Annotated in this window: 24 protein-coding genes; 23 read left to right on the plus strand and 1 reads right to left on the minus strand. The window is 44.0% G+C overall.

What is annotated here, in order from left to right; genetic code table 11:
• Positions 1 to 54: 54 nt before the first annotated feature.
• From KQI22_RS08460 to KQI22_RS08565, 22 genes are all read left to right on the plus strand, one after another.
• Positions 55 to 2,304, plus strand: coding sequence for a glycogen/starch/alpha-glucan phosphorylase (locus KQI22_RS08460; RefSeq protein WP_216551647.1), 2,250 nt, complete (start codon positions 55 to 57; stop codon positions 2,302 to 2,304).
• Between the two features lie 469 nt (positions 2,305 to 2,773).
• Entirely contained in the window at positions 2,774 to 4,279 is a 1,506-nt protein-coding gene (locus KQI22_RS08465; protein ID WP_216551648.1) for a hypothetical protein, read from the plus strand.
• A 289-nt stretch (positions 4,280 to 4,568) separates the two neighbouring features.
• A complete protein-coding gene (locus KQI22_RS08470) occupies positions 4,569 to 4,895 on the plus strand; it encodes a PadR family transcriptional regulator (protein ID WP_216551649.1) in 327 nt (108 codons plus the stop codon).
• A complete protein-coding gene (locus KQI22_RS08475; protein WP_216551650.1) occupies positions 4,888 to 5,514 on the plus strand; it encodes a DUF1700 domain-containing protein in 627 nt (208 codons plus the stop codon). Before KQI22_RS08470 ends, KQI22_RS08475 begins: the two co-directional genes overlap by 8 nt.
• Positions 5,511 to 6,446: a DUF4097 domain-containing protein gene (locus KQI22_RS08480; RefSeq protein WP_216551651.1), complete on the plus strand. Its 936-nt coding sequence runs from the start codon at positions 5,511 to 5,513 to the stop codon at positions 6,444 to 6,446. Before KQI22_RS08475 ends, KQI22_RS08480 begins: the two co-directional genes overlap by 4 nt.
• A 24-nt stretch (positions 6,447 to 6,470) precedes the next feature.
• The gene (locus KQI22_RS08485) at positions 6,471 to 6,671 is read left to right on the plus strand and encodes a PspC domain-containing protein (RefSeq protein WP_022004604.1); all 201 of its coding nucleotides are present in this window, start codon (positions 6,471 to 6,473) and stop codon (positions 6,669 to 6,671) included.
• 95 nt (positions 6,672 to 6,766) lie between these two features.
• A complete protein-coding gene (locus tag KQI22_RS08490) occupies positions 6,767 to 7,642 on the plus strand; it encodes a helix-turn-helix domain-containing protein (protein WP_216551652.1) in 876 nt (291 codons plus the stop codon).
• Between the two features lie 245 nt (positions 7,643 to 7,887).
• A complete protein-coding gene (locus tag KQI22_RS08495; protein ID WP_216551653.1) occupies positions 7,888 to 10,542 on the plus strand; it encodes a valine--tRNA ligase in 2,655 nt (884 codons plus the stop codon).
• An 83-nt stretch (positions 10,543 to 10,625) separates the two neighbouring features.
• On the plus strand, positions 10,626 to 11,957 hold the full coding sequence (locus KQI22_RS08500; RefSeq protein WP_216551654.1) for a bifunctional folylpolyglutamate synthase/dihydrofolate synthase: 1,332 nt from the start codon (positions 10,626 to 10,628) through the stop codon (positions 11,955 to 11,957).
• Positions 11,944 to 12,087, plus strand: coding sequence for a hypothetical protein (locus tag KQI22_RS08505; protein WP_022004599.1), 144 nt, complete (start codon positions 11,944 to 11,946; stop codon positions 12,085 to 12,087). The genes KQI22_RS08500 and KQI22_RS08505 overlap by 14 nt, the downstream gene beginning before the upstream one ends.
• A 15-nt stretch (positions 12,088 to 12,102) precedes the next feature.
• Entirely contained in the window at positions 12,103 to 13,710 is a 1,608-nt protein-coding gene (locus KQI22_RS08510) for a tetratricopeptide repeat protein (protein WP_216551655.1), read from the plus strand.
• 175 nt (positions 13,711 to 13,885) lie between these two features.
• Entirely contained in the window at positions 13,886 to 14,215 is a 330-nt protein-coding gene (locus KQI22_RS08515) for an anti-sigma factor antagonist (protein WP_216551656.1), read from the plus strand.
• Between the two features lie 13 nt (positions 14,216 to 14,228).
• The gene (gene spoIIAB / locus KQI22_RS08520) at positions 14,229 to 14,660 is read left to right on the plus strand and encodes an anti-sigma F factor (RefSeq protein ID WP_216551657.1); all 432 of its coding nucleotides are present in this window, start codon (positions 14,229 to 14,231) and stop codon (positions 14,658 to 14,660) included.
• A 3-nt stretch (positions 14,661 to 14,663) separates the two neighbouring features.
• Positions 14,664 to 15,380 (plus strand): SigF/SigG family RNA polymerase sporulation sigma factor, encoded by a 717-nt coding sequence (locus KQI22_RS08525; RefSeq protein WP_216551658.1) that lies wholly within the window; start codon positions 14,664 to 14,666, stop codon positions 15,378 to 15,380.
• Positions 15,381 to 15,483: 103 nt separating this feature from the next.
• Entirely contained in the window at positions 15,484 to 16,845 is a 1,362-nt protein-coding gene (locus KQI22_RS08530; protein ID WP_216551659.1) for a ComEC/Rec2 family competence protein, read from the plus strand.
• Between the two features lie 32 nt (positions 16,846 to 16,877).
• On the plus strand, positions 16,878 to 17,771 hold the full coding sequence (locus tag KQI22_RS08535) for a LysR family transcriptional regulator (protein ID WP_216551660.1): 894 nt from the start codon (positions 16,878 to 16,880) through the stop codon (positions 17,769 to 17,771).
• Between the two features lie 436 nt (positions 17,772 to 18,207).
• Positions 18,208 to 18,651, plus strand: a complete 444-nt coding sequence (locus KQI22_RS08540; protein WP_216551701.1) for an ACT domain-containing protein — start codon at positions 18,208 to 18,210, stop codon at positions 18,649 to 18,651.
• 5 nt (positions 18,652 to 18,656) lie between these two features.
• The gene (locus KQI22_RS08545; RefSeq protein WP_216551661.1) at positions 18,657 to 19,862 is read left to right on the plus strand and encodes a homoserine dehydrogenase; all 1,206 of its coding nucleotides are present in this window, start codon (positions 18,657 to 18,659) and stop codon (positions 19,860 to 19,862) included.
• Positions 19,863 to 19,937: 75 nt separating this feature from the next.
• Positions 19,938 to 21,257, plus strand: coding sequence for an aspartate kinase (locus KQI22_RS08550; RefSeq protein WP_216551662.1), 1,320 nt, complete (start codon positions 19,938 to 19,940; stop codon positions 21,255 to 21,257).
• Positions 21,258 to 21,589: 332 nt separating this feature from the next.
• The gene (locus tag KQI22_RS08555) at positions 21,590 to 22,162 is read left to right on the plus strand and encodes a hypothetical protein (RefSeq protein WP_216551663.1); all 573 of its coding nucleotides are present in this window, start codon (positions 21,590 to 21,592) and stop codon (positions 22,160 to 22,162) included.
• A gap of 465 nt (positions 22,163 to 22,627) precedes the next feature.
• Positions 22,628 to 23,881: an ATP-binding protein gene (locus tag KQI22_RS08560; RefSeq protein WP_216551664.1), complete on the plus strand. Its 1,254-nt coding sequence runs from the start codon at positions 22,628 to 22,630 to the stop codon at positions 23,879 to 23,881.
• 31 nt (positions 23,882 to 23,912) lie between these two features.
• Positions 23,913 to 24,113: a hypothetical protein gene (locus KQI22_RS08565; RefSeq protein ID WP_216551665.1), complete on the plus strand. Its 201-nt coding sequence runs from the start codon at positions 23,913 to 23,915 to the stop codon at positions 24,111 to 24,113.
• Here KQI22_RS08565 and KQI22_RS08570 read toward each other — a convergent pair.
• Complete coding sequence (locus KQI22_RS08570; protein ID WP_216551666.1) at positions 24,108 to 24,635, minus strand: TetR/AcrR family transcriptional regulator; 528 nt, start codon at positions 24,633 to 24,635, stop codon at positions 24,108 to 24,110. The genes KQI22_RS08565 and KQI22_RS08570 overlap by 6 nt on opposite strands.
• A gap of 268 nt (positions 24,636 to 24,903) precedes the next feature.
• Between KQI22_RS08570 and KQI22_RS08575 the strand changes: the two genes are divergently transcribed.
• Positions 24,904 to 25,737 (plus strand): DegV family protein, encoded by an 834-nt coding sequence (locus KQI22_RS08575; RefSeq protein WP_216551667.1) that lies wholly within the window; start codon positions 24,904 to 24,906, stop codon positions 25,735 to 25,737.
• The last annotated feature ends 144 nt before the right edge of the window (positions 25,738 to 25,881 follow it).

Consider the following 25,881-nt stretch of genomic DNA (forward strand, 5'->3'; position numbering starts at 1 on the left):
AAGAATAACACTGCAGAGGTAATCTGCAAAATAACAGAAAAAGAGGAGGCACGCATGGATTTAAAGACAACTATCGAAAACCGCCTGGGCACAACGATCGCCGGAGCGGATGACAAGGCACTTTACTACGCTCTGCTCGGACTGACAAAAGAGCTTTGCAGCAAAAAGAAGCCAAATGAAGGAGACAGAAAGGTTTATTATATATCAGCAGAATTTCTGATCGGAAAACTGTTATCCAACAATCTGATCAATCTTGGCGTCTATGAGGAAGTGAAGACGCTGCTTGCCGAAAACGGCAAGTCACTTGCACAGATCGAGGAAATCGAGCCGGAACCGTCACTTGGAAACGGCGGACTGGGCAGACTGGCAGCCTGCTTTATCGATTCCATTGCCACACTTGGGCTGAATGGAGAAGGCATCGGACTGAATTATCATTATGGACTGTTCCAGCAGAAATTTGTGGATCACAAGCAGCGCGAAGAAAAGAATCCGTGGATCGAAAAGGAAAGCTGGCTCACAAAGACAGACCTGCATTTTCCGGTACAGTTTAAGGACTTTACAGTAGAATCCACATTATATGACATTGATGTACCTGGATATGACAGTGGTGTCAACAAACTGCATTTATTTGATATCGATACAGTAGATGAATCACTTGTCAAAGACGGTATTTCCTTTGATAAGAGCGATGTGAAAAAGAACCTGACGCTTTTCTTATACCCGGACGACAGTGATAAGGCAGGTCAGCTTCTGCGTATTTACCAGCAGTATTTTATGGTAAGCAGCGGTGCACAGCTCATCTTAAAGGAACTGGCAGACAAAGGGTATGATGTCAGATCTTTAAGTGATCATGTGGTGATCCAGATCAATGACACCCATCCTTCCATGGTTATCCCGGAACTGATCCGTTTATTGCAGGAGAAGGGGGTAGACTTTGAAGAGGCTGCACAGATCGTAGCCAAAACCTGTGCTTACACCAATCATACGATCCTCGCGGAAGCACTGGAAAAATGGCCGGTTTCTTATCTGGAGGAAGTGGTTCCGCAGCTGATGCCGATCATCCGCAAACTGGATGAAATGGCAAAAGCAAAATATCAGGATGAGCGTGTAGCGATCATTGACAAAGAAAACAGAGTTCATATGGCACATATGGATATGCATTACGGCTTCTCCGTAAACGGTGTTGCTGCGCTGCATACAGAGATTCTGAAGAATTCTGAACTCAAGCCGTTTTATGATATTTATCCTGAAAAGTTTAACAACAAGACAAACGGTATTACATTCCGCCGCTGGCTGCTGCACTGCAATCCGGAACTGGCTGCCTATATCACGGAGCTGATCGGTGACGGCTGGAAGAAGGATGCGACAGAACTTGAAAAGCTGCTGGATTTTCAGGCGGATGAAAAGGTACTTGCCCGCTTTATAGAGATCAAGAACGGAAAGAAAGCAGATCTGAAAAATTACCTGAAAGAAACACAGAACATTGATATCCCGGCAGATTCCGTATTTGATATCCAGATCAAGAGACTGCATGAGTATAAGAGACAGCAGATGAATGCGCTGTATATCATTCATAAATATAAGGAGATCAAGGCGGGCAAAAAGCCGAAAACACCTGTGACCATGATCTTTGGCGCAAAGGCAGCACCTGCCTATATCCTGGCAAAGGACATCATCCATCTGATCCTCTGCCTGCAGGAGCTGATCGACAACGATCCTGAGGTAAGCCCGTATCTGAAGGTTGTCATGGTAGAGAACTACAATGTGACAAAGGCAGAGCACCTGATCCCTGCCTGTGATATTTCCGAGCAGATCTCCCTGGCAAGTAAGGAAGCAAGCGGAACAGGCAACATGAAATTCATGTTAAACGGCGCTGTGACACTTGGTACGATGGACGGTGCAAACGTGGAGATCCATGATCTGGTCGGCGAGGACAATATTTACATCTTCGGTAAGTCCAGTGAAGAAGTCATCCGTCTGTATGATACAGCAGGCTATCATCCACAGGACTACTATGCAGATCCTGAGATCGCAGAGCTGGTAGATTTCATTGTCAGCAAGGAGCTGATCCGGATCGGCGATCCTGAAAATCTGGGCCGTTTATACAAAGAGCTTTGCAACAAAGACTGGTTTATGACACTTCTTGATATCAAAGACTATATTGCAAAGAAAGAACAGATGCTTACAGACTACGAAGACCGCATGGCATGGGCAAAGAAGATGCTCATCAATACGGCAAAAGCAGGATTCTTCTCATCCGACAGAACGATCGCGGAATACAATCGCGATATCTGGAAGCTGTAGAAAGTTGTGCATGGCTGCGGCGGGCTGCTAAGCAGCGTTACCGCAATACGTGGCTGAAAGAAACGACACTTCTTGGGTGTCGTTTCTTTCTTTTTCCGGGGTAATTTGTCATGTGTGGGGAAATTTCGCCCAAAAGAGGGAAAATAGTAGTATAAGGATGAATTTGCTGAATGCTGAAAAGAATATTTCGCCTCAAAATGCAAGACGCGGCGAAAATGTATGAAGTTTTCAGTAGATGTCGCTGCGAACAAGCTTTCTTGTGAATTTTGAAAGGAAAAACAGTGTATCTAGGACGAGATGCACAAAAAATGTATGAAATTTTCATAAAAAAGTACGAAAGAAGTTTCTGTTCATTAGTAGAAATCTCTAAAATGTTATGGTATACTGTATTTTGAATAGTGTAAAACTTCCACAGGCAGATTTCTTTGTGAGACAGTTAATACAAATACTGGAAATAGGGGCGAATGACATGCAGGAAAATGTAGGAATGGAAGCTGCAAGAAAAGCAGCAGAAGAAGCAGCAAGAAAGGCGGCTGCAGCAGCAATTAAAAATACACCGGAGCAGGCTGCACCAAAGAAAGAACAGGCTGCGGGTGATGATAACAGCATTAAATCAGCAGAGGACGCGATCAGACAGACTGCCGGACTGAATGCAAAGAAAGCAGCGATCGAGTCCGCTTTCAGAATTGCGGATGAGGCAGCAAGAAAGGCAGCACATGATGTAACAGAAAGTACTTCTTCCGAGAAAGATCCGACAAGAAGAGCGTTGGAAGAAGAGACAATCCGTAAAGCAGCCAGTGAGCACACAAGAAAGATCGCAGAGGAAACAGCCCGAAAGCTTTCCGAAGAGAATATCAAGAAAGCACAGGAGTTTGCAAAGCAATCTGATGAGCGTGTAAAGAAGCTGAAAGAAGAAGTTGCCAAAAAGACAGAGGCAGAAGGCAAGCAGGCTGTAGAAGCAACTGTCAAAGCTGCTGATCTGAAAGCAAAGCAGACGGTAACAGAGAAGGTACAGCAGGCAGAAGCAGATGCCAAGAAGATGGTAGATGAAGCACTGCGTAAAGCACAGGAAGAAGCCAAGAAAATGGTGGAAGCTGCAAAGGCAAAGGCAGAAGAAGAAGCGCAGAAGCAGGTTGCTGATACACGCAAGAAGGCAGAAGAGCAGGCAGCAGCTGCAGTAGAAGCAGCAGTGACAAAGGCAGGCACAGATGCAAGAGCAAAAGAAGTGGAAGCAGCTAAGGCTGAGGATGCCAAGAATGTACGTGCAGTAGAAGAGTATGTTCAGAAAGAAGCATCTGCTGCAGCTTTGAAGTTTGCCAAGGATGCTATTGTAAAGATGGAAGAAGAGAAGATCCGTCGTGCAGAGGAAGAAAAGGCAAGACTGGCAGCAGAAGAGAAAGCACGTAAAGAAGCAGAAGAGCGCGCAAAGAGAGAAGCAGAAGAAGCAGAAAAGCGTAGAATAGAAGAAGAAAAACGCCGCAAGGAACAGGAAGCAAGAGAAAAGGCAGAAGCTGCTGAGAAGGCAAGAAAAGCAGCAGAAGCACTTCAGTTCCGCAAATATGAAGAAGAAGCAAAGAGACAACAGCAGGCAGCAGCTGCAAAGGCAGCAGCACAGGGTCAGGCTCCTGCACAGGAACCTGCTAAAACAGTAGATGCAGCCGCAGCCGCAGCAGTAGCAGCCATGAAACAGGGACAGCCGCAGGCACAGCCAAAACCGGCTCCTGCACCTGCTCCGGCTCCTGCCGAGAAACCACAGCAGACCGCATCTGCAGCCGCAGCTGCAGCCGCTGCTGCAGCAGCATCACAGGCAGCAGCCAAGAGTGCATCTACATCTGATGGCGCAGGAAAGACAATGTCATTGGATGAATTCCAGAAGGCAGCCATGAAGCTGAAGATCTTACTGGACAACGGTATTATTTCTCAGGCAGAGTTCGATGAAGAGAAAAAGCGTCTCGTAGATTCCATGCAGCTTTAAAAGGTAAAATAGGAAATAGAAATAAGAAGTGTTTGAGAGCACCTGTCGATAGACAGGTGCTCTTTTTGTTATGGAGACGAGGAAAATGCACGCATTTATGCGATGCATTTGGCGACCGCTAATCAGAGCGAGATTCGAAGAGTGTATCTCGTCTCTGTGTATGAGAAAGAGTACTTTGTCAGCGTGATCCGTAATTTTTACTAAATATATAATATAGTGTTGACAAATAATATTATATGACGTATAGTATTACAAAAGATATAATACTACATGGAAAGGAGTAATGCATATGGTATTCAATACAGGAGCAGCGCTTTTAGATGCGATCGTGCTTGCTGTTGTAGATAAAGAAGAGATCGGTACCTATGGCTACCGGATCACACAGGATGTCCGTCAGGTACTCGAGATATCAGAATCCACGTTGTATCCGGTTCTGAGGCGGTTGCAGAAAAGCGGATTTCTGGAAGTTTATGACAGAGAATGTGCAGGCAGGAACCGACGGTATTATAAGACGACAGCGATCGGTAAGGCGCAGCTTTCCGAGTACAGGAAAGAATGGCTGGGATATGCCGAAAAAATAACTTCGATTTTTGAGGGAGGCAAGAAGGATGAATAAAGATCAATATTTACGAAAATTAGAATACTTGCTATCGGATCTGCCGGAAGACGAACGCCGGGAAGCGATGGAGTATTATGTGGAATATTTTGAAGAGGCAGGACCGGAGCGGGAAGCTGAAGTGATCCGCGAACTGGGAACGCCTGAGACGGTAGCAGAGACGATCCATAAAGAGCTGGCTGACAAAGGCATTGTACCTTATCAGGCGGAGAAGAAACAGAAAAAGGAAAGAAACGGCTGGCAGATCGCATTTATCGTTCTGGTATGTGTGCTTGTATCACCGATAGTGATTCCGATCGGTATTGCACTGCTGGCAGTTGTGATCGCGGTTCTGGCATGTATTGTTGCATTGATCGTAAGCGTGGTTGTAGCGGTTGTCAGTATCGTAGCAGCTTTCTTTGTAGCAGCGATCCTTTTGTTTGTAGTGGGAATATCCAATATGGGACTTCCGCTTGTCGGACTGATGATGATCGGCATCTCCTTCCTGTGCGCGGGACTGTTCCTGCTTTGCGGCTGGGGACTGATCAAGCTCTGTGCGGTCGTTGTACCGGCAGTGATCAAAGGCTGCATTCATCTGATCGGTATGCTATTTCGCGAAAAGGAGGCGCATAAAGCATGAAAAAATCAACAAAAATTGTATTGATCACCGCAGCGGTTTTAGCCGCAGTGGGAATCTTCCTGATACTGATCAGTGTTGCGCTTGGCGGTAACAAACAGTACAGGGAATATGTCAGGGAAAACGGAGAGGTATCGGTTGTGCTGTTTCCACACAGCTTAAAACTCCGCCTAAGTGCAGGAAACGGAGGACTCAATGTCAGCATGGTAGATGATGAGGACTGGAATGATATGGACGAGGATGAAGATGATGCTGAAGAAGCGTCAGATAATGAATCCGACGATGCTTCCGATGACGATTCGGATGAAGCCACAGATGATGCATGGGATGACACAGAAGAATCGGGAAAAACAATGATAGCTTCCGAAAGCGATCAGATCGAAAAAATCGATCTGGCACTTGATGCAGGAGAGTTTACGATTAAGCCAAGCGGGGACAATTCCTTTTATGCAAGTTATGCCGGCGAAAGCAGATTACAGTTTAAAAAACAGAATGGCATGCTCAGTATCCAGACAAAAACAAAGACGATAACCTTGTTTGGTGTACATGACACAAATGCAGGCAGTGCAACGATCTATCTGCCGGATCAGGCGTACAAAAAGATTGCAGTTTCCATCGGAGCCGGAACTGCCGTATCAGAAATGACGCTGCAGGCTGAAAAGGTGGAACTGGAAGTAGGCATGGGAACACTTGAAACTGCAGTGGATGCCTCCCAAAAACTGACAGTGGATGTTGGTATGGGAGAAGCAGACCTTACGGTAAATGGCAGTGAAGAGGACTATGATACAGATATATCTGTCGGAGCCGGTGATGTAAAGTGCGGTTCCCATGACTTCAGTGGCCTATCACAGGAATATACCAAAGACAAGGGAACAGGTAAAAAGCTGGAGATCGATTGTGGCATGGGAAGTGTCAATGTGGATTTCCTCAGATAAATAGAAGAAAAGGAGTGTATCAAGATGAACGATAATAATATGAAGAAACTGACAAGATCAAGAGAACACAGAATGATCTGTGGGGTATGCGGCGGACTTGGCGAGTATTTCGGTGTGGATCCGACGATCATTCGTCTGCTGTTTGCCATATTCGGCTGCACAGGAACCGGGCTGCTTGTTTATTTTATTGCAGCGGCGATTATTCCAAACGCGGATGAAATTTAAGCATTGCAGTTTACTGGCCGCGAATTATAGATGTATCTTTTTCTGGTTCATGTTAAAATATCCGAATAATCGGAAATGTGAGAGGGATATTATACATGAATATATATGAAAAAATCTTTGCCAGACTTGAAGAATTGCATATGAGCCAGCTTGAATTGTCACGTAGAACAGGCATTGCTACCAGTACAATTAGTGACTGGAGAAAGAAGCAGATTAATCCACAGGCTGATAAACTGGTAGCGATATGTAAAGCACTTGATATGTCACTTGTGGATTTGCTTTGCGATGATGAAAATGATGCTGAACGAATGGCAATGGATAGATTCATTGATGAAAAATACATTCTTGAGTTATTTAAAACATCAGATTATGAAAGCAAAAAAAGAATGGTCAGCTATTTTGATCTGGTAAGGATATGCAGAGAGATTAATGATGATTTAAAGAAAACAAAGAGAGAAGTCTCGGTTATTCAGGATGTTGATGGAAATAATATTGTAGTAATTCATGATATTAGATTTAAGGGAAAAAGGTCTATTAACTGGAAAGAAGTCAGGGAATATTTAAAAGAATTTGTTGGAGAATTTTATACAATTACGGCTACAGGGGATGCAATTTACATTGGGGCAGATCTGCCGAATGAATATAGCGGTTCCCAGTATACGCATAGTATAAAAGGAGCCAATGCTAAGGCAAAAGCAAATGCAGCACAAGGAATTCCTGAATTAATAGAGATTGCTGTCGGAAAACATTTTCGTGAAAATAACGCGGATAAACATTGGAGAAATGCAAAATATGGTTGGTATAGATATGATTCAAGATTCGCATTACCGGTTTATGGTAAGGATGGAGAGATAGAAAGGTATAATGTATTTCATGCATCACTGATTGTCAGACATTCTGAAGATGAAAAATTATACTTATATGATATTCTGGATATAAAAAAAGAAACGAGCACCCCGATTGAGTCATAAGACTGTACACGACAAAAACCCATTTCTTCTATATGATAGTACTATAATATATAGAAAATGTCAATTCGGATATTTGATGAGACCGTGTTTTGAGATCCGCCTGCCTGTGCGGCAATCTTGACAAATAAAAGCTGCAATACTATTATATAAATACGTATGCAGTAGCATAAAATGCCCTTTACTGACAGACGCGGTAGAGGGCTTTTTATATGACAGGAAATTTGTACAGCAAAAGGAGACAGATCATGAGTAAAGAGTTAGCGAAAACCTATGATCCCCACGGAATGGAAGACCGAATCTACCAGAAGTGGTTGGATAAAAAATATTTTCATGCGGAGGTAGACCACAGTAAAACACCTTTTACCATCGTCATTCCACCGCCAAATATCACAGGACAGCTCCACATGGGACATGCACTCGACAATACCATGCAGGATATTCTGATCCGTTTCAAGAGAATGCAGGGATATAATGCATTATGGCAGCCCGGTACAGATCATGCCTCCATTGCAACAGAGGTTAAGATCATTGAAAAGCTGAAAGAAGAGGGCATCGATAAAGAAGATCTCGGACGTGAAGGCTTCCTTGCACGTGCCTGGGACTGGAAGAAGGAATACGGCGGACGTATCATTGAACAGCTGAAGAAAATGGGTTCTTCCTGTGACTGGGACAGAGAAAGATTTACCATGGATGAAGGCTGTAATAAAGCAGTTACGGAAGTATTCTGTAAGATGCATGAAAAAGGCTGGATCTACAAGGGTTCCCGTATCGTAAACTGGTGTCCGGTCTGCAATACTTCTATTTCCGATGCGGAAGTACAGTATGAAGAACAGCAGGGACATTTCTGGCATATCAAATATCCGCTCGTAGATGAGAACGGACAGCCGAGTAAGACAGAGTTCCTTGAGTTTGCAACGACAAGACCGGAGACAATGCTCGGTGATACAGCAGTTGCTGTCAATCCGGCTGATGAAAGATACACGTATCTGCATGGCAGACAGGTTTGGCTTCCAATCGTGAACAAGCCGATCCCGGTTGTAGAAGACAGCTATGTTGATATGGAATTCGGAACAGGTGTTGTAAAGATCACACCTGCACATGACCCGAACGACTTTGAAGTCGGTAAGCGTCACAACCTGCCTGAGATCAATATCTTAAACGATGATGCCACGATCAACAAAAACGGTGGTATTTACGAAGGCATGGATCGCTATGAAGCAAGAGAAGCGATCGTAAAAGAACTGGATAAAGAAGGCTTACTTGTCCGCATTGAGGACTACAGCCACAATGTTGGTACGCATGACCGTTGTAAGACAACGGTAGAGCCAATGATCAAAAAGCAGTGGTTCGTTAAGATGGACGAGCTGATCAAACCGGCAGTGAAAGCTGTCAAAGAGGGCGAGATCAAGCTGGTTCCGGAACGTATGGAAAAGACATACTTTAACTGGACAGACAATATCAGAGACTGGTGTATTTCCAGACAGCTCTGGTGGGGACACAGAATCCCGGCTTATTATTGTGATGACTGCGGTGAAACAGTTGTTGCCAAAGAAATGCCGAAGATCTGCCCGAAATGCGGTGGCAGCCATTTCACACAGGATCCGGATACACTCGATACCTGGTTCTCATCCGCGCTTTGGCCGTTCTCTACACTGGGCTGGCCGGAGCAGACAGAGGATCTGAAATACTTCTATCCGACTGACGTGCTTGTAACCGGATATGATATCATCTTCTTCTGGGTTATCCGTATGATCTTCTCCGGTTATGAGCAGATGGGTGAAAAGCCGTTCAAGACAGTATTGTTCCATGGTCTGGTACGTGATTCACAGGGTAGAAAGATGAGTAAATCTCTGGGTAATGGTATCGATCCGCTGGAGATCATCGATAAATACGGTGCAGATGCACTTCGTCTGACACTCATCACCGGTAATGCACCGGGTAACGATATGCGTTTCTACATTGAGCGTGTAGAAGCAAGCAGAAATTTTGCCAATAAGGTATGGAATGCTTCCCGTTTCATTATGATGAATATGGAAGGCAAGGAGATTACAGAGCAGCCTGCCCTTGAGCCGGTTGATAAGTGGATCTTATCCAAGCTCAACAGTCTGATCAAAGAAGTGACAGACAATATGGAAAACTTCGAGCTTGGTATTGCCGTTCAGAAGGTATATGACTTCATCTGGGATGAATTCTGTGACTGGTATATCGAAATGGTAAAACCGCGTCTGTACAATTCAGACAATGCGGACAGCCAGAATGCAGCACTCTGGACACTCAAGCATGTTCTGATCGACGCACTGAAGCTGTTGCATCCATACATGCCGTTTATCACAGAAGAGATCTTCTGTACACTGCAGAGCGAAGAGGAATCCATCATGATCTCTGCATGGCCTGTATATAAAGAAGAATATGCATTTGCAAAGGAAGAAAAAGAGATCGAGACAATGAAGGAAGCTGTCCGTGGCATCCGTAATGTCAGAACATCCATGAATGTAGCACCTTCCCGCAAGGCATCCGTATATGTTGTTTCAGAAAATGCAGATATCAGAGCGATTTTCGAGAATGGTAAGCTGTTCTTTGCACCGCTTGCTTATGCATCAGAAGTTCTGATTCAGGCAGACAAGACAGGCATCGCTGATGATGCGGTCAGCGTTGTGATCGACGGTGCAACACTGTACATTCCGTTTGCAGAGCTTGTTGATATCAAGCAGGAGATCGAACGACTGGAAAAAGAAGAAAAGAGACTTGGCGGCGAGATCGCCAGAGCAAACGGTATGCTGAACAACGAGAAGTTCACGAGTAAAGCACCTGCACAGAAGGTAGAAGAAGAACGTGAAAAACTGACGAAGTATACACAGATGCTGGAAAAAGTACAGGAGCGTCTGGCACAGTTAAAATAAAAGAACACAGCAATAAATCACACAGCCATCAGTTGTACAAAAGTATGACTGATGGCTCTTGTCGTGCATCGAAGGAAATTCAAATGAATCAACCATACACCGAAGCAGAACAATATATCAATGAGATCCAGAAATTTGCAAAAAAGAATACTTTATCCCACACCCGTATGTATCTGCAGGCACTGGGCATAGACGAAGAAACCTTTGCCGGACGCATCGTCCATGTGGCGGGGACAAACGGAAAAGGCTCTGTCTGTAATTATCTGACGAACCTTCTTCTGGCGGAAGGGTTTCATGTGGGTACCTTTATCTCACCACATCTTGTCCATATGCGGGAGCGGATCCGCCTGGACAACCGGATGATCTCAGAGGCAGAGTTTGTCACGGCTTACGAAGCCGTCAGACAGGTGATCGATGCACATACCGGACAGGAAGCCTGGTATCATCCGACTTTCTTTGAATTCCTGTTTCTAATGGCGATGTATGTTTATAAAGAAAAAATGCCGGATTATCTGGTGCTGGAAACAGGGCTTGGCGGCAGACTGGATGCAACGAATGTTTTTAGTAAGCCTGCGCTAACTATAATTACAGAGATCGGTCTGGATCACTGTCAGTATCTGGGTGATACCAAAGAAAAGATCGCGGCGGAAAAGGCAGGCATTATACAAGAAGACGTTCCTCTGGTCTATGTCAGACGGGATCCGGAGACTGAAAAGGTACTGCTGGATACGGCAAAAGAGAAGAAAGCAGAGGCATTTGCGGTCGATAAAAGTCTTTTTATGGAAACAAATATAACCGATAAAGGCATTGATTTTTCCTATAAATCTAGGTATTATAATACTATTAGTTTCCATTTATCCACACATGCCATCTATCAGATGGAAAATGCATCAGCTTCGCTTCTGGCACTGGAGCATTTATTACCAAAAGAAAAGGTGCAGCCTTCTGTCATGCAGCAGGCGGTCGCAGAGAGCATCTGGGAAGGACGAATGGAAGAGATCGCTGACCGGGTGTATTTGGACGGTGCACACAATGCGGACGGCATAGAAGCGTTCCTTGACAGTGTGCGTCATCTGCCGGTAAAGGGAGAACGGATCCTTGTTTTTTCCGTTGTCAACGATAAGGCTTATACAGAGATGATCCATGAGCTGGTCAGTGCAAGATTATTTACGACATATATGATCGCCGGTATCCACGATAAAAGAGGTGTGGACGATCGGCAGCTTCGAGATATATTTACAAAGTACAGCGCAGAGCAGGTATATGACTTTGCGGATGCATCAGCGGCTTTTTCAGCAGCGCTTTTACGAAAAAGGCCGGAGGATGCGGTGTTTATTGTAGGCTCCTTGTATCTGGCAGGGGAGATCAAAGCCTGTCTGGAGGAAGCCGAAGGAGGAAAAAATGATCAACTTTGAAGAAGAATTAAAGAAGTTTCATCCGAGTCTGGAGATCGAGGATGCAGCAGATGCGATATATAACCAGGATCTGACGGACATGGCAGATGTTCTCGTAGGTATGCTGAAGGAAGCAAAGGAAGAAGAATAGGATAAGGGTGAAACCATGAAATGTTTTAATTGTGGCTGTGAATTGTCTGAGAAAGACTTTTGTACGGGCTGTGGTGCTGATGTCGGACTGTATAAAAAAATCATGCATATTTCCAACCGGTATTATAATGACGGACTGGAAAAGGCAAATGTCAGAGATCTTTCCGGTGCGATCGTCAGCCTGAGACAGAGTTTAAAATTTAACAAAAATAATATAGAAGCCAGAAATCTGTTAGGACTTGTTTATTTTGAGATGGGTGAAGTAGTTGCTGCGCTCAGTGAATGGGTCATCAGCAAAAATCTGCGTGCCAAGAAAAATCTGGCAGATGATTATATCGATGCGATCCAGAGCAATCCGACGCGTCTTGATACGATCAACCAGACCGTCAAGAAATACAATCTGGCACTGCGCTACTGTCAGCAGGACAGCAAAGATCTGGCGATCATCCAGTTGAAAAAGGTTCTTTCTTTAAATCCGCGCCTGGTGCAGGGACACCAGCTTCTGGCACTTCTTTATATGGATGCGGAGGAATGGGAAAAGGCAAGAAAAGAGCTTGTAAAGTGCAGTAAGATCGATGCAAATAACACGACAACGCTGACCTACTTAAAAGAAGTCAACAGAATGCTTGGTATCGGGGAAGAAGCTGCAGGAAGCTCTGCGAAAAAGAAAAAAGCGGTAGCGGAAGAGGCAATTACCTACCAGAGCGGCAATGAGACGATCATTCAGCCGTTAAATGTCAAAGAACCGAGAGGAACTGCCTCTATTTTGAATATTGTGATCGGTGTACTGATCGGTATTGCAGCATCGTATTTCCTGATTTTGCCTGCGCGTGTGCAGGTTGTGCGCAACCAGATGAAAGATGAGCTGAAGGTAGTCAGTGAGAATGCAGATGTCAAATCCGCACGGATCTCAGAGCTGGAGCAGACAGTATCTGATCTGCAGCAGGAAAAAAAGGATCTGCAGGATGCAGTGGATGGGTATACCGGTGTCAACGGAGAAAGCCACAAGGTAGAAAGCCTGTTGCAGACTGCGACCGATTATCTGAATAATCCGCAGGATTATGAGGCGATAGCAGATACCCTTTATAATGTAGATACCGATTATGTGCAGAATTCTGCGACAGATGCTTATAAGCAGCTCTATAACAAATTGATGGAGCTTGTAGGCAGTCAGGTGGCGGATCAGATGTACAAGGATGGCAGTGCGGCGATCAACCAGAGTGATTATACGACAGCAATTTCCACGCTGCAGAAGGCATGGTACTTTACCCAGAATATGGAAACGCCGGATCCGGAAGTATTATATGAGCTGGCGCAGGCATATCAGATGGCGGGTGAGACCGATAAGGCGAAGGAAGCCTATAATCAGATCCTGCAGGAGTATGCAGAGTCGCAGACGGCGGGTAAGGCGTCAGAGCGTCTGACAGAGCTTGGAGATGGCAGCGATAATCAGAATGTGGCAGATACAAATACAACAACTGATCAGCAGGCGGATCAGCAGGCAGCGGATACACAGACCGCGGACCAGCAGCCGGTTGATGGACAGGCAGATCAGCAGGCAGCGGATACACAGACCGCGGACCAGCAGCCGGTTGATGGACAGGCAGATCAGCAGACACAGTAGCGGCAGCGAAAACTGAATCAGATATTTTACGAAAGAGAACATGGAAATTCCAGGTTCTCTTTTTTGTTATGGCGACGAGGAAAATGCATGCATTTATGCGGTGCATTTGACGACCGCTAATCAGAGCGAAACTCGCGAAGCGTGTTTCGTCTCTGTTGCATAAAAAGTAGAAAGGATGGGAAAAATGGAAGAAACGGGAATTTTTGAGATCAGGGAGAATTGTCTTCTGGTGCACATGCCTGAGGAGGTGGATCATCATACGACAAAGTCGATCCGGCGTCTGGCAGATCATTATCTGCTCGATAACAGGGTGCAGCAGATCGTATTTGATTTTGCGGACACGATGTTTATGGACAGCTCCGGGATCGGACTGTTATCAGGCAGAAATGCCAAAATAACCTGCTTTGGCGGCAGAACGATCGTGATCAATGCTAATACCAGGATCCGGAAATTATTGCAGATCGCCGGTCTGCAGGATCAGGTATGTATCATGGATGAAATATAAAGGAGTGAAAATGATGAAAAATGAAATGAAACTGAGTATGGATGCCATATCGGAAAATGAAGCACTCGGCAGGATCTGTATTGCGACGTTCCTGACAAGACTCCATCCGACACTGGAGGAACTGGAGGATGTAAAAACAGCCGTGTCGGAGGCGATCACCAATGCGATCATACATGGAACGCCTGCGGATGGAAAAGTTTACATAACATGCAGATGCGAAAAAGATATTTTTCATGTGGAGATCGAAGATCACGGCGTTGGGATCGCGGATATCCAGAAGGCGATGGAACCTCTGTATACAACAAAGCCGGAGCAGGAACGATCCGGTATGGGATTTGCCTTTATGGAAGCTTTTATGGATGAACTGAAGGTCTGGTCGCAGCCCGGAAAAGGCACGACGATCATCATGGAAAAGGCAATAGGTTTTGCCCGGCTGGAGGACTAGCCTATGGACTGGCTGACGCTCATACAGCAGGCAAGGCAGGGGGACAAACAGAGCAGAGATACGATCATAGAGGAAAATATGGGGCTTGTGCACCATATTGTAAAGCGTTTTTTAAACAGGGGATATGATGCGGAAGAATTGTTCCAGATCGGCTGTATCGGGCTGATGAAGGCGGTAGATCATTTTGATACCGGATATGATGTGAAATTTTCAACTTATGCCGTGCCCATGATCATGGGGGAGATCAAGCGTTTTTTGCGGGATAATGGCATGATCAAGGTTTCCAGAAGCCTGAAGGAAAACGGCTGGCGGATCAGACAGACGAGGTCAATGCTGGAGGCAAAGCTCGGAAGAGAACCGACTGTGGATGAGATTGCCAGACAGACAGAATTGTCTGTGGAAGAGATCGTACAGGCAATGGAGGCAGAAATCGAGGTGGAATCGTTGTCGCGGACTGTCTATCAGGGAGATGGCAATGAGATATGTCTGTATGAAAAGCTGGCAGATGAAAGGGATGATATGCAGCAGCTCGTCAATCATGTGTTTTTGCAGGATTTGTTGCAAAAACTGTCTGAGGAGGAGCAGGATCTGATCCGGTACCGTTATTATGATAATCTGACGCAGGTAGAAACAGCAAAAAGAATGGGGATCAGTCAGGTACAGGTAAGCAGGATGGAGAAGAAAACACTGGGCAGGCTCCGGAGCAGGGCAAGCCTGTAAAAGCGGAGAATAAGACGGAAAGTTATAGAAATTATCCGAAAAATAGCTTACACTAGAAAGTACCAATGTGTCTGAAGAAAAAATACGGAAACGGGGGAAACTTATGAAGAAGAGAAAGAAGCAAAACGGCAGGTTACTGGCACCGATCCTGGCACTGATCATATTGCTGGCAGCATGCAGCTCGCAGGGCAGCGATACAAAACAGGCAGATACGTCACAGCCGGCTGCGCAGACAGAACAGGCGGCTGTGACAGAACAGTCACAATCCAGTGCACAGGATGGACAGCTTGCAGGAGATGCACTTATGCAGCCTTCCGGGGATGCAGAAGAAGAAAAAACAGATGCAGCCGATCAGGGGCAGGAGCCTCTGGAGGTGCACTACATAGACGTCGGACAGGGAAATGCGATTCTGCTCAAGAGCGGCAGACATGCCATGCTTGTTGATGCGGGCAACAGTAATCAGGGTACGAAGGTACAGCTTTATCTGACAAAACAGGGTGTGGAAAATCTGGATTATCTTGTACTGACGCATCCGGATGCGGATCATATCGGCGGTGCACCGGTCATTATCACAAAATATGATATCGGACAGATTTTCCTTTCCAATTATGAGAAGGACAATCAGACAATACAAAAGGTCAATGATGCCATGCAGTATAAAAATCTGACAGCAGCGGATTATAAGGTTGGAGATACATTTGCACTTGGAAATGCTTCTTTTACGATCCTTGGACCTGTAAAAGAATATGCGGATTCCAATAATGCATCCGTTGCACTTATGGTACAAAACGGAAATAACAGATTTTTATTTACGGGAGATTGTGAGTCAGAAGCAGAAGCGGATATGGTGGCGTCTCAGGCAGACCTGCAGGCAGACGTCTATCTGGCAGGCCATCATGGTAGTGACACGGCATCATCACAGATACTTATGGATGCAGTCAGCCCGACTTATGCAGTGATCAGCTGCGGCGAAGGAAACAGCTACGGACATCCGCATGCGGAAGTATTGAACCGGTTCCGCAGCATGGGCATTCAGGTATTCCGGACAGACGAGCAGGGATCTGTGGTAGCTAAGAGCGATGGAACCGAGATCACATGGAACTGTGCACCTTCCGAGACATGGCAGGCAGGAGAACGGACTAAAAATGCGCAGACCGGTGCAGAAGAGGCTGAAATACAGCCAGCAAATGAGACAACCATGCAGGAGACAGATACTGCAGCTGTGCAGGATACGCCTGCAACGCAGCAATCAGATGCAGTAACACTTCCAGCACAGGAACAGAAACCGGTTGTGGTAGAAGAAACACCGCAGGCTGGCAATTATATTGGTAACCGCAATAACGGCAAGCTGCATAAGGCTTCCTGCAGTTATCTGCCGGATCCACAGAATCAGGTTCCGTTCGCAACAAGAGAAGAAGCGGTGGCAGCAGGCTATGATGATCCGTGTAAGCGTTGTAATCCGTAAGCATATGGTACGGAAGAAAAGAGGAATATACGATGGAACTGAGACATATTCGGTATTTTAAGGCTGTTGCGGAAGAAAAAAATTTTACCCGGGCCGCGGAAAAACTGGCGATCGCCCAGCCGCCGCTCTCGAGACAGATTCAGGATCTTGAGGCAGAGCTTGGCACACAGCTTTTTATCCGCTCGCCGCATAAAGTAACACTGACAGAAGAAGGAGAACTTTTTTTGCAGTACGCCTCCCAGATACTGGATCTCGTTACCCGTTCGGAGGAAGAGGTTCGGGAGAGAAAGGAAAGTCTGCAGGGTACATTATACATTGCTTCTGTAGAAGGCTGCGGTCCAAGGCTGTTTGCGGAATGGATCGCTGCATTCGGGCAGCAGCATCCGCACGTGCAGTATAATCTCTGGAACGGTAATACGGACGATGTGAATAACCGTGTCATGAAGGGACTTTGTGAGATCGCCATGATCACAGCCCCTTATAATACAGAAGAGTTTCAGGTACTGCCGGTTTATCAGGAACCATGGGTGGCAATGATTCCTAAAGGGCATCCTTTGTATACACCGGAAAATGATCCGGTAAAGCCGGATGATCTTCTGCCGTATCCGCTTCTGATCCCTTCCAGAGAATCCAGAAAAAGCGAGATCGACAAATGGTTTTCGCAGACCGGACAGACACCGGTTATCCGTGGCAGGATCGCACATATGATGAATGCCTATGAGCTGAGCCTGCATGATGTCGGAATTTCCATTTATCCGGCATCGATCTCCGCACTGGCAAAGAATAAGGAAGTCTGTATCCGTAAAATAGAGCATCCGGACGCTTATGCGTCTTATGCACTCATCTGGAAAAAGGATCATACTCTTTCCCATGTGGCACAGGAGTTCCTTTCTTATATCCGGGAAGATACTGAAAATGCAGATTAAACTTATTATACCCAAAAGGTATTATGATACGTTTACAATATGTATTTCACATTATAGAACCTATATGGTACATTATAATCATCAAAAGGAAGTCAGGCCGGACCTCTAAAGTAACTGATCAATTTTAAAACGTAGAAAGGTTATGGTGAGTGTTATGAAAAAAATTATGGGCAAGATCAATGAGTTCTTTGGTGAATATTATAAGAGCTTTGGTGAAAGAATCTGATCGAAGAGGCGTAAAATGAATCAGAGTGATAATCAGACAGAGTCGTAAGACTGGCAGTGTATCGATTACATTGCCAGTCTTATTTTTTGAAAAACTCTTTTTTGAAAAAATAGGGACTTGCATACAACAGATGGATATGCTATGATATCCCTCGACGGCATACAGTTGTGCGCCGTACAAAAACATTCGGGAGAATGGAGCGTGAAAGAAATGGAACAGTCTACCGGCTATTTTGTGGTAAAGCAGAAAGCATTACCGGAAGTATTGTTAAAGGTTGTGGAAGCAAAGAAGCTGATAGAGTCCGAACGTGCTGTTTCCGTGCAGGAAGCAACGGAGCGGGTGGGGATCAGCCGCAGTTCTTTTTATAAGTACAAGGACGATATTTTTCCTTTTCATGATACAGCGGCTGGCAAGACGATCACGCTGACCTTCCAAATGGATGATGAACCGGGCTTGTTATCGGATGTGCTCAAGATCATAGCCACATTCGGAGCAAATATATTAACCATCCATCAGAGTATTCCGATCAACGGAGTTGCCTCCCTGACGATCAGTGTACAGGTATTGCCGACAACGGCGGATGTATCCCTGATGGTCGATGAGATGGAAAAACAAAAAGGCGTACATTACGTGAAAATCATAGCTAAGGAGTAAAGAAAATGGTAAAAGTAGCAGTATTAGGATATGGTACAGTAGGAAGCGGTATCGTTGAGGTAATCAAAACAAACCAGGATATGGTCGATAAGAAAGCCGGAGATGAGATTGATGTAAAATATATCTTGGATCTGCGTGATTTCCTGGGAGATCCTTATGAGAATCTGGTTGTACATGATGTCGAAGTCATCTTAAACGATCCGGAGGTGCTTGTGATCGCGGAAGCAATGGGCGGCGTGGAACCGGCCTATACCTTCACAAAGAGAGCACTCAGCGCAGGTAAGAGCGTATGTACTTCTAATAAAGAGCTTGTTGCAAAGCATGGTGCGGAACTGCTTGAGTTAGCACGTGCTAATAAATGTAACTATATGTTTGAAGCAAGTGTCGGCGGCGGTATTCCGATCATCCGTCCATTAAATGCTTCTCTGACACCGGAGCGTGTGGACGGTATCACAGGTATTTTAAACGGTACAACAAACTACATCCTGACCAAGATGGAAAAGGAAGGATCAGATTTTGATACAGTACTGAAGGAAGCACAGGAAAAAGGCTATGCGGAGCGTAATCCGGAAGCAGATGTGGAAGGCTATGATGCATGTCGTAAGATTGCGATTCTTTCTTCTTTGATCTATGGTAAAAACGTAAATTTTGAGCATATTTATACAGAGGGTATTACAAAGATCACGACAAATGATTTCGCTTATGCAAAGAAAGCCGGTTATACGATCAAGCTGCTTGCCATGAGCAAAGAGGTAGACGGCAAATATTTTGCCATGGTAACACCTTGCATGATTAATGCCCAGAACCCACTTTATTTTGTAAATGATGTATTTAACGGTATTCTGGTACACGGCAATACACTGGGGAATACAATGTATTATGGAGCAGGTGCAGGTAAACTTCCGACAGCAAGTGCGGTTGTATCCGATATCATTGACTGCGTGAAACATCTTGGAAAGACAGTATTCTGCTTCTGGGATAAAGAAGAACTGACATTGTCCAGCATGGATGATTCTGTAAAACGTTTCTTTGTCCGTGTGAAAGATGCTGATTTTGCAAAGGCAAAAGAAGTATTTGGTGATGTGGAAGAGATTGATGCACAGATCGCAGGCGAAAAGGGCTTCTTTACAAATGCGATGAGCGAGAAAGCATTTAAAGAAAAGAGTGCACAGGTCGGTGAGATCATCAGCCGGATCCGTGTTGAGGAGTAAGCACGGATTACATATGGAATCGCACATGACAGCGCGTGTGATCCTAAGTGAAAATAAATACCGAGGAGTAGGAAAATGAAAAAAGTAGTAAAATTTGGTGGTAGTTCATTAGCAAGCGCAGAGCAGTTTGAAAAGGTGGGAAAGATTATCCGCGCAGACAAGGCAAGATGTTATGTAGTACCGTCTGCACCGGGTAAGAGAAACAGCAAGGATACAAAAGTAACGGATATGCTGTACAATACCTATGCACTGGCAGAAAGTGACGACGCATTTGATAAAGAACTGGATGCGATCAAAGCAAGATATCAGGAGATCATCGACGGATTGAAATTAAAACTTTCCCTGGATAAGGAATTCGAAGTGATCCGCGAGAACTTTAAAAAGAAAGCGGGCAGTGATTATGCAGCAAGCCGCGGTGAGTTCTTAAACGGTATCATTATGGCAAATTATCTGGGTTATGAATTCATCGATGCAGCAGAAGTAATCTTCTTTGATGAAGATGGCAATTTTATGCCGGATCATACAAATGAGGTGCTTTCCGCACGTCTTGCCGATACACCAAAGGCTGTTGTACCGGGCTTCTACGGTGCGAAGCTGGATGGCAGTGTAAAGACTTTCTCCAGAGGCGGCTCTGATATCACAGGTTCTATCGTGGCAAAGGCTGCACACGTGGATGTATATGAAAACTGGACAGATGTTTCAGGCTTTTTGATCGCTGATCCACGTATCATCGATAATCCCAAAGGAATTGATACAATTACCTATCGCGAACTGCGAGAGCTTTCTTACATGGGTGCTACAGTACTGCATGAAGATGCGATCTTCCCGGTTCGTAAGGAAGGCATTCCGATCAATATCCGTAATACAAATGCACCGAAGGACAACGGTACATGGATCGTAGAAAGCACTTGTCAGAAGCCGAAATACGTGATCACAGGTATTGCGGGTAAGAAGGGCTTCTGTTCCATCAATATTGAAAAGGATCTCATGAATTCCGAGATCGGTTTTGGCAGAAAGGTTCTGCAGGCATTTGAAGAAAATGAGATTTCTTTTGAACATGTACCATCCGGTATCGATACAATGACGGTATTTGTACACCAGTCAGAATTCATGGAAAAAGAACAGCGTGTATTGGCAGCGATCCACAAGCTGGCACATCCGGATTCCATTGATCTGGAGTCTGATCTGGCACTGATCGCAGTCGTAGGACGTGGTATGAGACAGATGCGTGGTACAGCCGGACGGATCTTCTCCGCACTGGCACATGCCAATGTCAATGTCAAGATGATTGATCAGGGATCTTCCGAGCTGAATATCATCATTGGTGTGAAGAACGAAGACTTTGATGCAGCGATCCGTGCAATCTACAATATCTTTGTTGAGATTCAGTTATAAATTCTGATTAAGTAAATACAGATAAAAGAAGAAACATCATATAGCAAGCAATCGATAGCGTAGGCGACTGAGATTTATCGCTCGTTTACCCGGCGGCGAGATCGAAACGCTCTTTTTCGACCAGAGCCAGGTAAAATACGAGCAAGATAAATCGCAAGGTAGCCAAGCGTGATTGCGGCTATATGATGTTTCTGTTTATATGAAATGACTATAAAATGCCAAAATAATTTGGCAAAATGGCACAAAAAGAAAGTAGGGGATTGCGCTTTCATAAGTGGAATCGTATACTAAAAATGTGTATATCACAATAATTATTTGATATGGAGGGACTTATGAAAAGTAAAAAAGGAATCAAGAAACTTTTAATGGCTCTTGCACTGGTATTATGTGTTGCTGCATTTGTTCCGGCAACTGCAAGCGTACAGGCAGAGGCAAAAACAAAAACAATAAAGGCATACACGAATTATGAAAAAAACTACAAGAAGTCGCCAGCTGTTAAACTTGGAGTGACTTATAAGGTTTCTTCACAGAAAAAACGTAGTGCAGTAAAATTTACAGCTCCGAAAGCAGGCACATATAAGGTTACGATCAGCAATGCAGCTTCTGTTCCCAAGGCAAAAGACGGAGTAGATATTATGTATGGCACCGCCCATATTAATAAACCATCATCTACTGGGCGGTATCTGTTTCCTGAAAAGGTAAAAACACAGGGGGGTAAGAGTTATACATTGTATATGACTACCAATTATTGTTATAACAATTTTGGAAAGGGGAAAAAAGTAGAAACCTATTTATCTCTGGCAAGCAGATATGGTAAGATTAAGCTTAAAAAGGGAGAAACAATATATATAGATTTCTCATGTACAAGCAAAAAAAATACTTATAATTTGAAAATTACAAAGTAAGATTTCAATCGAAACTACACAGGCGGCGTTTCTGACTTCCCAGGCAGGAAGTTAGGAACGCTGCTTTTTTTATGATGTATGGCAACAAAAAACATTATTTTAGAACTCAGAACCGGAAGAGGAATGTCGCAGGATGAACTGGCTGATAAGCTTATGGTATGAAGCTGAAGAGTCTATAGAAGGAGATGATTATTCTTGAAGAGAAGAGCAGATCTGCTAATAGATGAAAAGTATAAAAGACAGATTATCTAATCTTGATAGTAAAAGTTATTCAGCAAAAAATAATATATAATTGGTAGTATTTATTTCTCGTATAGACAGCGCAAATCGATAAATTGGTTACCCACTGCATAAAAATGTGCAAATACACATAAAATAGTAATGTCTATTGATTAAATAAACGTTGGATGATACAATATCATTACTAAAAAATGTGTCAAGACACAAAAATAAGGAGTAAAACTCATGGAGATTAAAAGAGATGCATACCTTGAACAGTTAAGGATAAGAAAAGATAATGGGATGATAAAGATTATCACGGGAATCAGGAGATGCGGAAAATCATTCCTGTTATTTGTATTGTATAAAAAATATTTATTGGAGAGTGGTGTAGATAATGCCCATATCATTGAGATTGCTTTAGATGGCATTGAAAATGAGGAGCTGAGAGATCCAAAGAAGTGTTACCAGCATATTAAAGATGCAATGAAAGATGACCAGAAGTATTATCTGCTTTTGGACGAAGTACAGTTTATGCCACGATTTGAGGAAGTGCTGAACAGCCTGCTTCGTATTAGCAATATTGATGTATATGTGACTGGAAGTAACTCTAAGTTTTTATCCAGCGATATTGTAACTGAATTTAGAGGCAGAGGAGATGAAATAAGAATATATCCGCTGTCCTTCGCAGAGTTTTATGCGGCTTTTGATGGAGATTATGACGATGCTTGGGAGGAATATATGATATATGGTGGTTTACCACAGGTGGTACAGTTTTCTGTGGAACGCCAAAAGGCTGAGTATCTAAAAAACATTTTCACAAATGTTTATATTAAGGATGTTGTAGAACGAAACAAGCTTCAAAATGTTGATGAGATTTATACTTTAGTAGATATTCTTGCTTCTGCGATAGGAGCGCCTACTAATCCAACTAAAATATCAAATACTTTTAAAAGTGAACGTGGTATCAATTACAGCAATAAGACCATATCCAAACATATAGATTATCTTGTGGAGGCATTTTTGATTTCTAAAGCTGACAGATATGATATTAAAGGCAGAAAATATGTGGGAGCAAATCTGAAATACTATTTTTCAGATGTGGGACTTAGAAATGCCAGATTGAATTTTAGACAGCAGGAACCTACTCATATCATGGAAAATATTGTTTATAATGAGCTGCTTATCAGAGGCTATAATGTGGATGTTGGTATTGTAGAGGTATATGCAAAAAATGATGAAGGAAAAACAACTCGAAAGCAGTTTGAAGTTGATTTTGTAGTCAATCAGGGTAGTCAGAGATATTATATTCAGGTGGCCTATAATATGACTTCTGAGGAAAAACAGACGCAGGAACTTAATTCATTTAGAAATATTCCGGATTCGTTTAAAAAGATTGTGATAGTAAACGGAACGAAAAAGCCTTGGAGAAATGAGGAAGGTTTTGTGATCATGGGAATGAAGTATTTTCTGCTTAATGCGGATAGTTTGGAGTTTTAGTATGAAAGAGGAGATACAGCTTCAGGACAAAATGAATTGGATTTTTTATAATACAACAGCAGATCTGTCGGAAGCACCGGAAGGAATCAGAGAATTCCTAAGTTATATTGAGAATGAAACTGTGGACGGTGACTTTACAAAATTATTGGATAAAAAAGTAAAAAATGCAAGACTGAATGAGGATTGGAGGTCGATCACGGAGGCTGAGGCAAGGAAGATGCTGCATCTATAAGATTAGGCTTCTGACCATCTGCGCCATGGCGGCAGGTGTTTCCTGCATACCGCCTTCGAGCCATTTTAAAAACACATTATAAAGGGCACCGGAATAAAAATAGATCTTATAGCGCCCCACATCATTAAACGGCATATCGCCGATCTGTTCTTCTAACTGCCTGTCGAAAATATCCAGATAGATATAGGCAAGCCCTGCTTTATACACGCATAAGATAAAATGCTTGTAAGTCTTGAAGTAACGGAAGATCAATAAGATGGAATCATACCCGAAAAAGTCGTCAGATAGTTTGGCGGCTTTTTTTCTATAATTCTGCCAGATCTCATCTGTTACTTTGATCAGAACTTCTTCCTTGGAAGCAAAATTCCGGTAATAGGAGGCTCTTGCCACGCCGGCAGTCTGCACGATCTCTGTGACTGTAATATCTGAAAAATTTTTCGTTTCCATAAGTTTTGTCAAAGCTCTTGCAATCCGCAGCTTCACAAGGCGGTTTGCTTCCAGTCGTTTATCAGATTCTTTCATCTATATCTCCATTCCGCCGCTGGCAGCGGCACAGGTAATACATTTCCCATTATGACATGATATAAAATGAGATAAATTGTCTCATATTCACATCTTGAATTCCCATTTTTCCATGCTAAAATCATATTTATGCAATATATGTGATACAAAATATCTCACATATATCTGCCTATACTATGACACAGGAAACGGACAAAGTCAAGAAAAGAGATGTCATGTAGGACTGTAAGGTATTGAAAAGCGAGAGCATGACAGGAAATGGAGTAAAATGAGAATTATAACAGATACGGGAACAGATATACTGGAGGCAGAAGCAAAGAAACTGGGGATCGAACTGGTAGCGATCCATTCCAGCTTTACGGATGCTTCTTTCAGCGAAAACACGGAAACAGAGTTTCAACGGTTTTATGAAAAGCTGCGTCAGTCGGATATGCTGCCGGTTTCCAGCCAGCCATCGCCGGCTAACTTTCTGGAGCTTTTTGAAGATGCCAGAGAAAAGCAGGAGGAGGTTGTGGTGATCACGATTTCCTCGAAGCTGTCCGGTACGTATAATGGAGCAGTGCTTGCAAAGGACATGGCGGAATATGACAATATTTATGTGGTAGACAGCCTGCAGGCATCTTTGTCGGAAAGGCTGCTTGTGGAATATGCGGTAAAACTCCGTGATGCCGGCATGGGGGCAAAGGAGCTTGTCCGGACACTGGAGCGGGATAGAGAGCGTGTGATGCTGACAGGTGTTCCGTCTACACTTTTGTATCTCAAAATGGGAGGACGTATTTCACCTGTTGTGGCGGCAGTCGGTGGTGTGATCGGGATCAAACCGGTGCTCTGGCTGAAGGGCGGTGTGATCGAAAGCCGCAGCAAGGCAAGGGGCATGCGTATGGCGAAGTCAGGCATGCAGAGCTTCTTAAAGGATTACGAGGTAGATCCGGCAATGCCTGTGATGTTTGCACACAGTGACAATGCTGAAATGGGACAGCAGTTTATGGAGGAGACGGAGCAGCAGTTTGGACTGACAGGCTGCAGTCTGCATGAGATCGGGATGGCGATCGGAACACACATCGGGCCGGATGCCCTTATGATGGCATTTATGCGGAAGTAGCCAGGTAAAAGTAAAAATAGAGATTGCCGACAGTATATGTATTGTCGGTCAGACCCACCTGTATGTTGAAAAACGACAGGTGGGTCTTTGTTATGGTGACTGAGAAAATATAATATAAACAGTATATAACAGTTGACAACAGTT

The organism is Kineothrix sp. MSJ-39 (assembly GCF_018917935.1).
In the GTDB taxonomy this organism is placed as follows: domain Bacteria; phylum Bacillota; class Clostridia; order Lachnospirales; family Lachnospiraceae; genus CAG-194.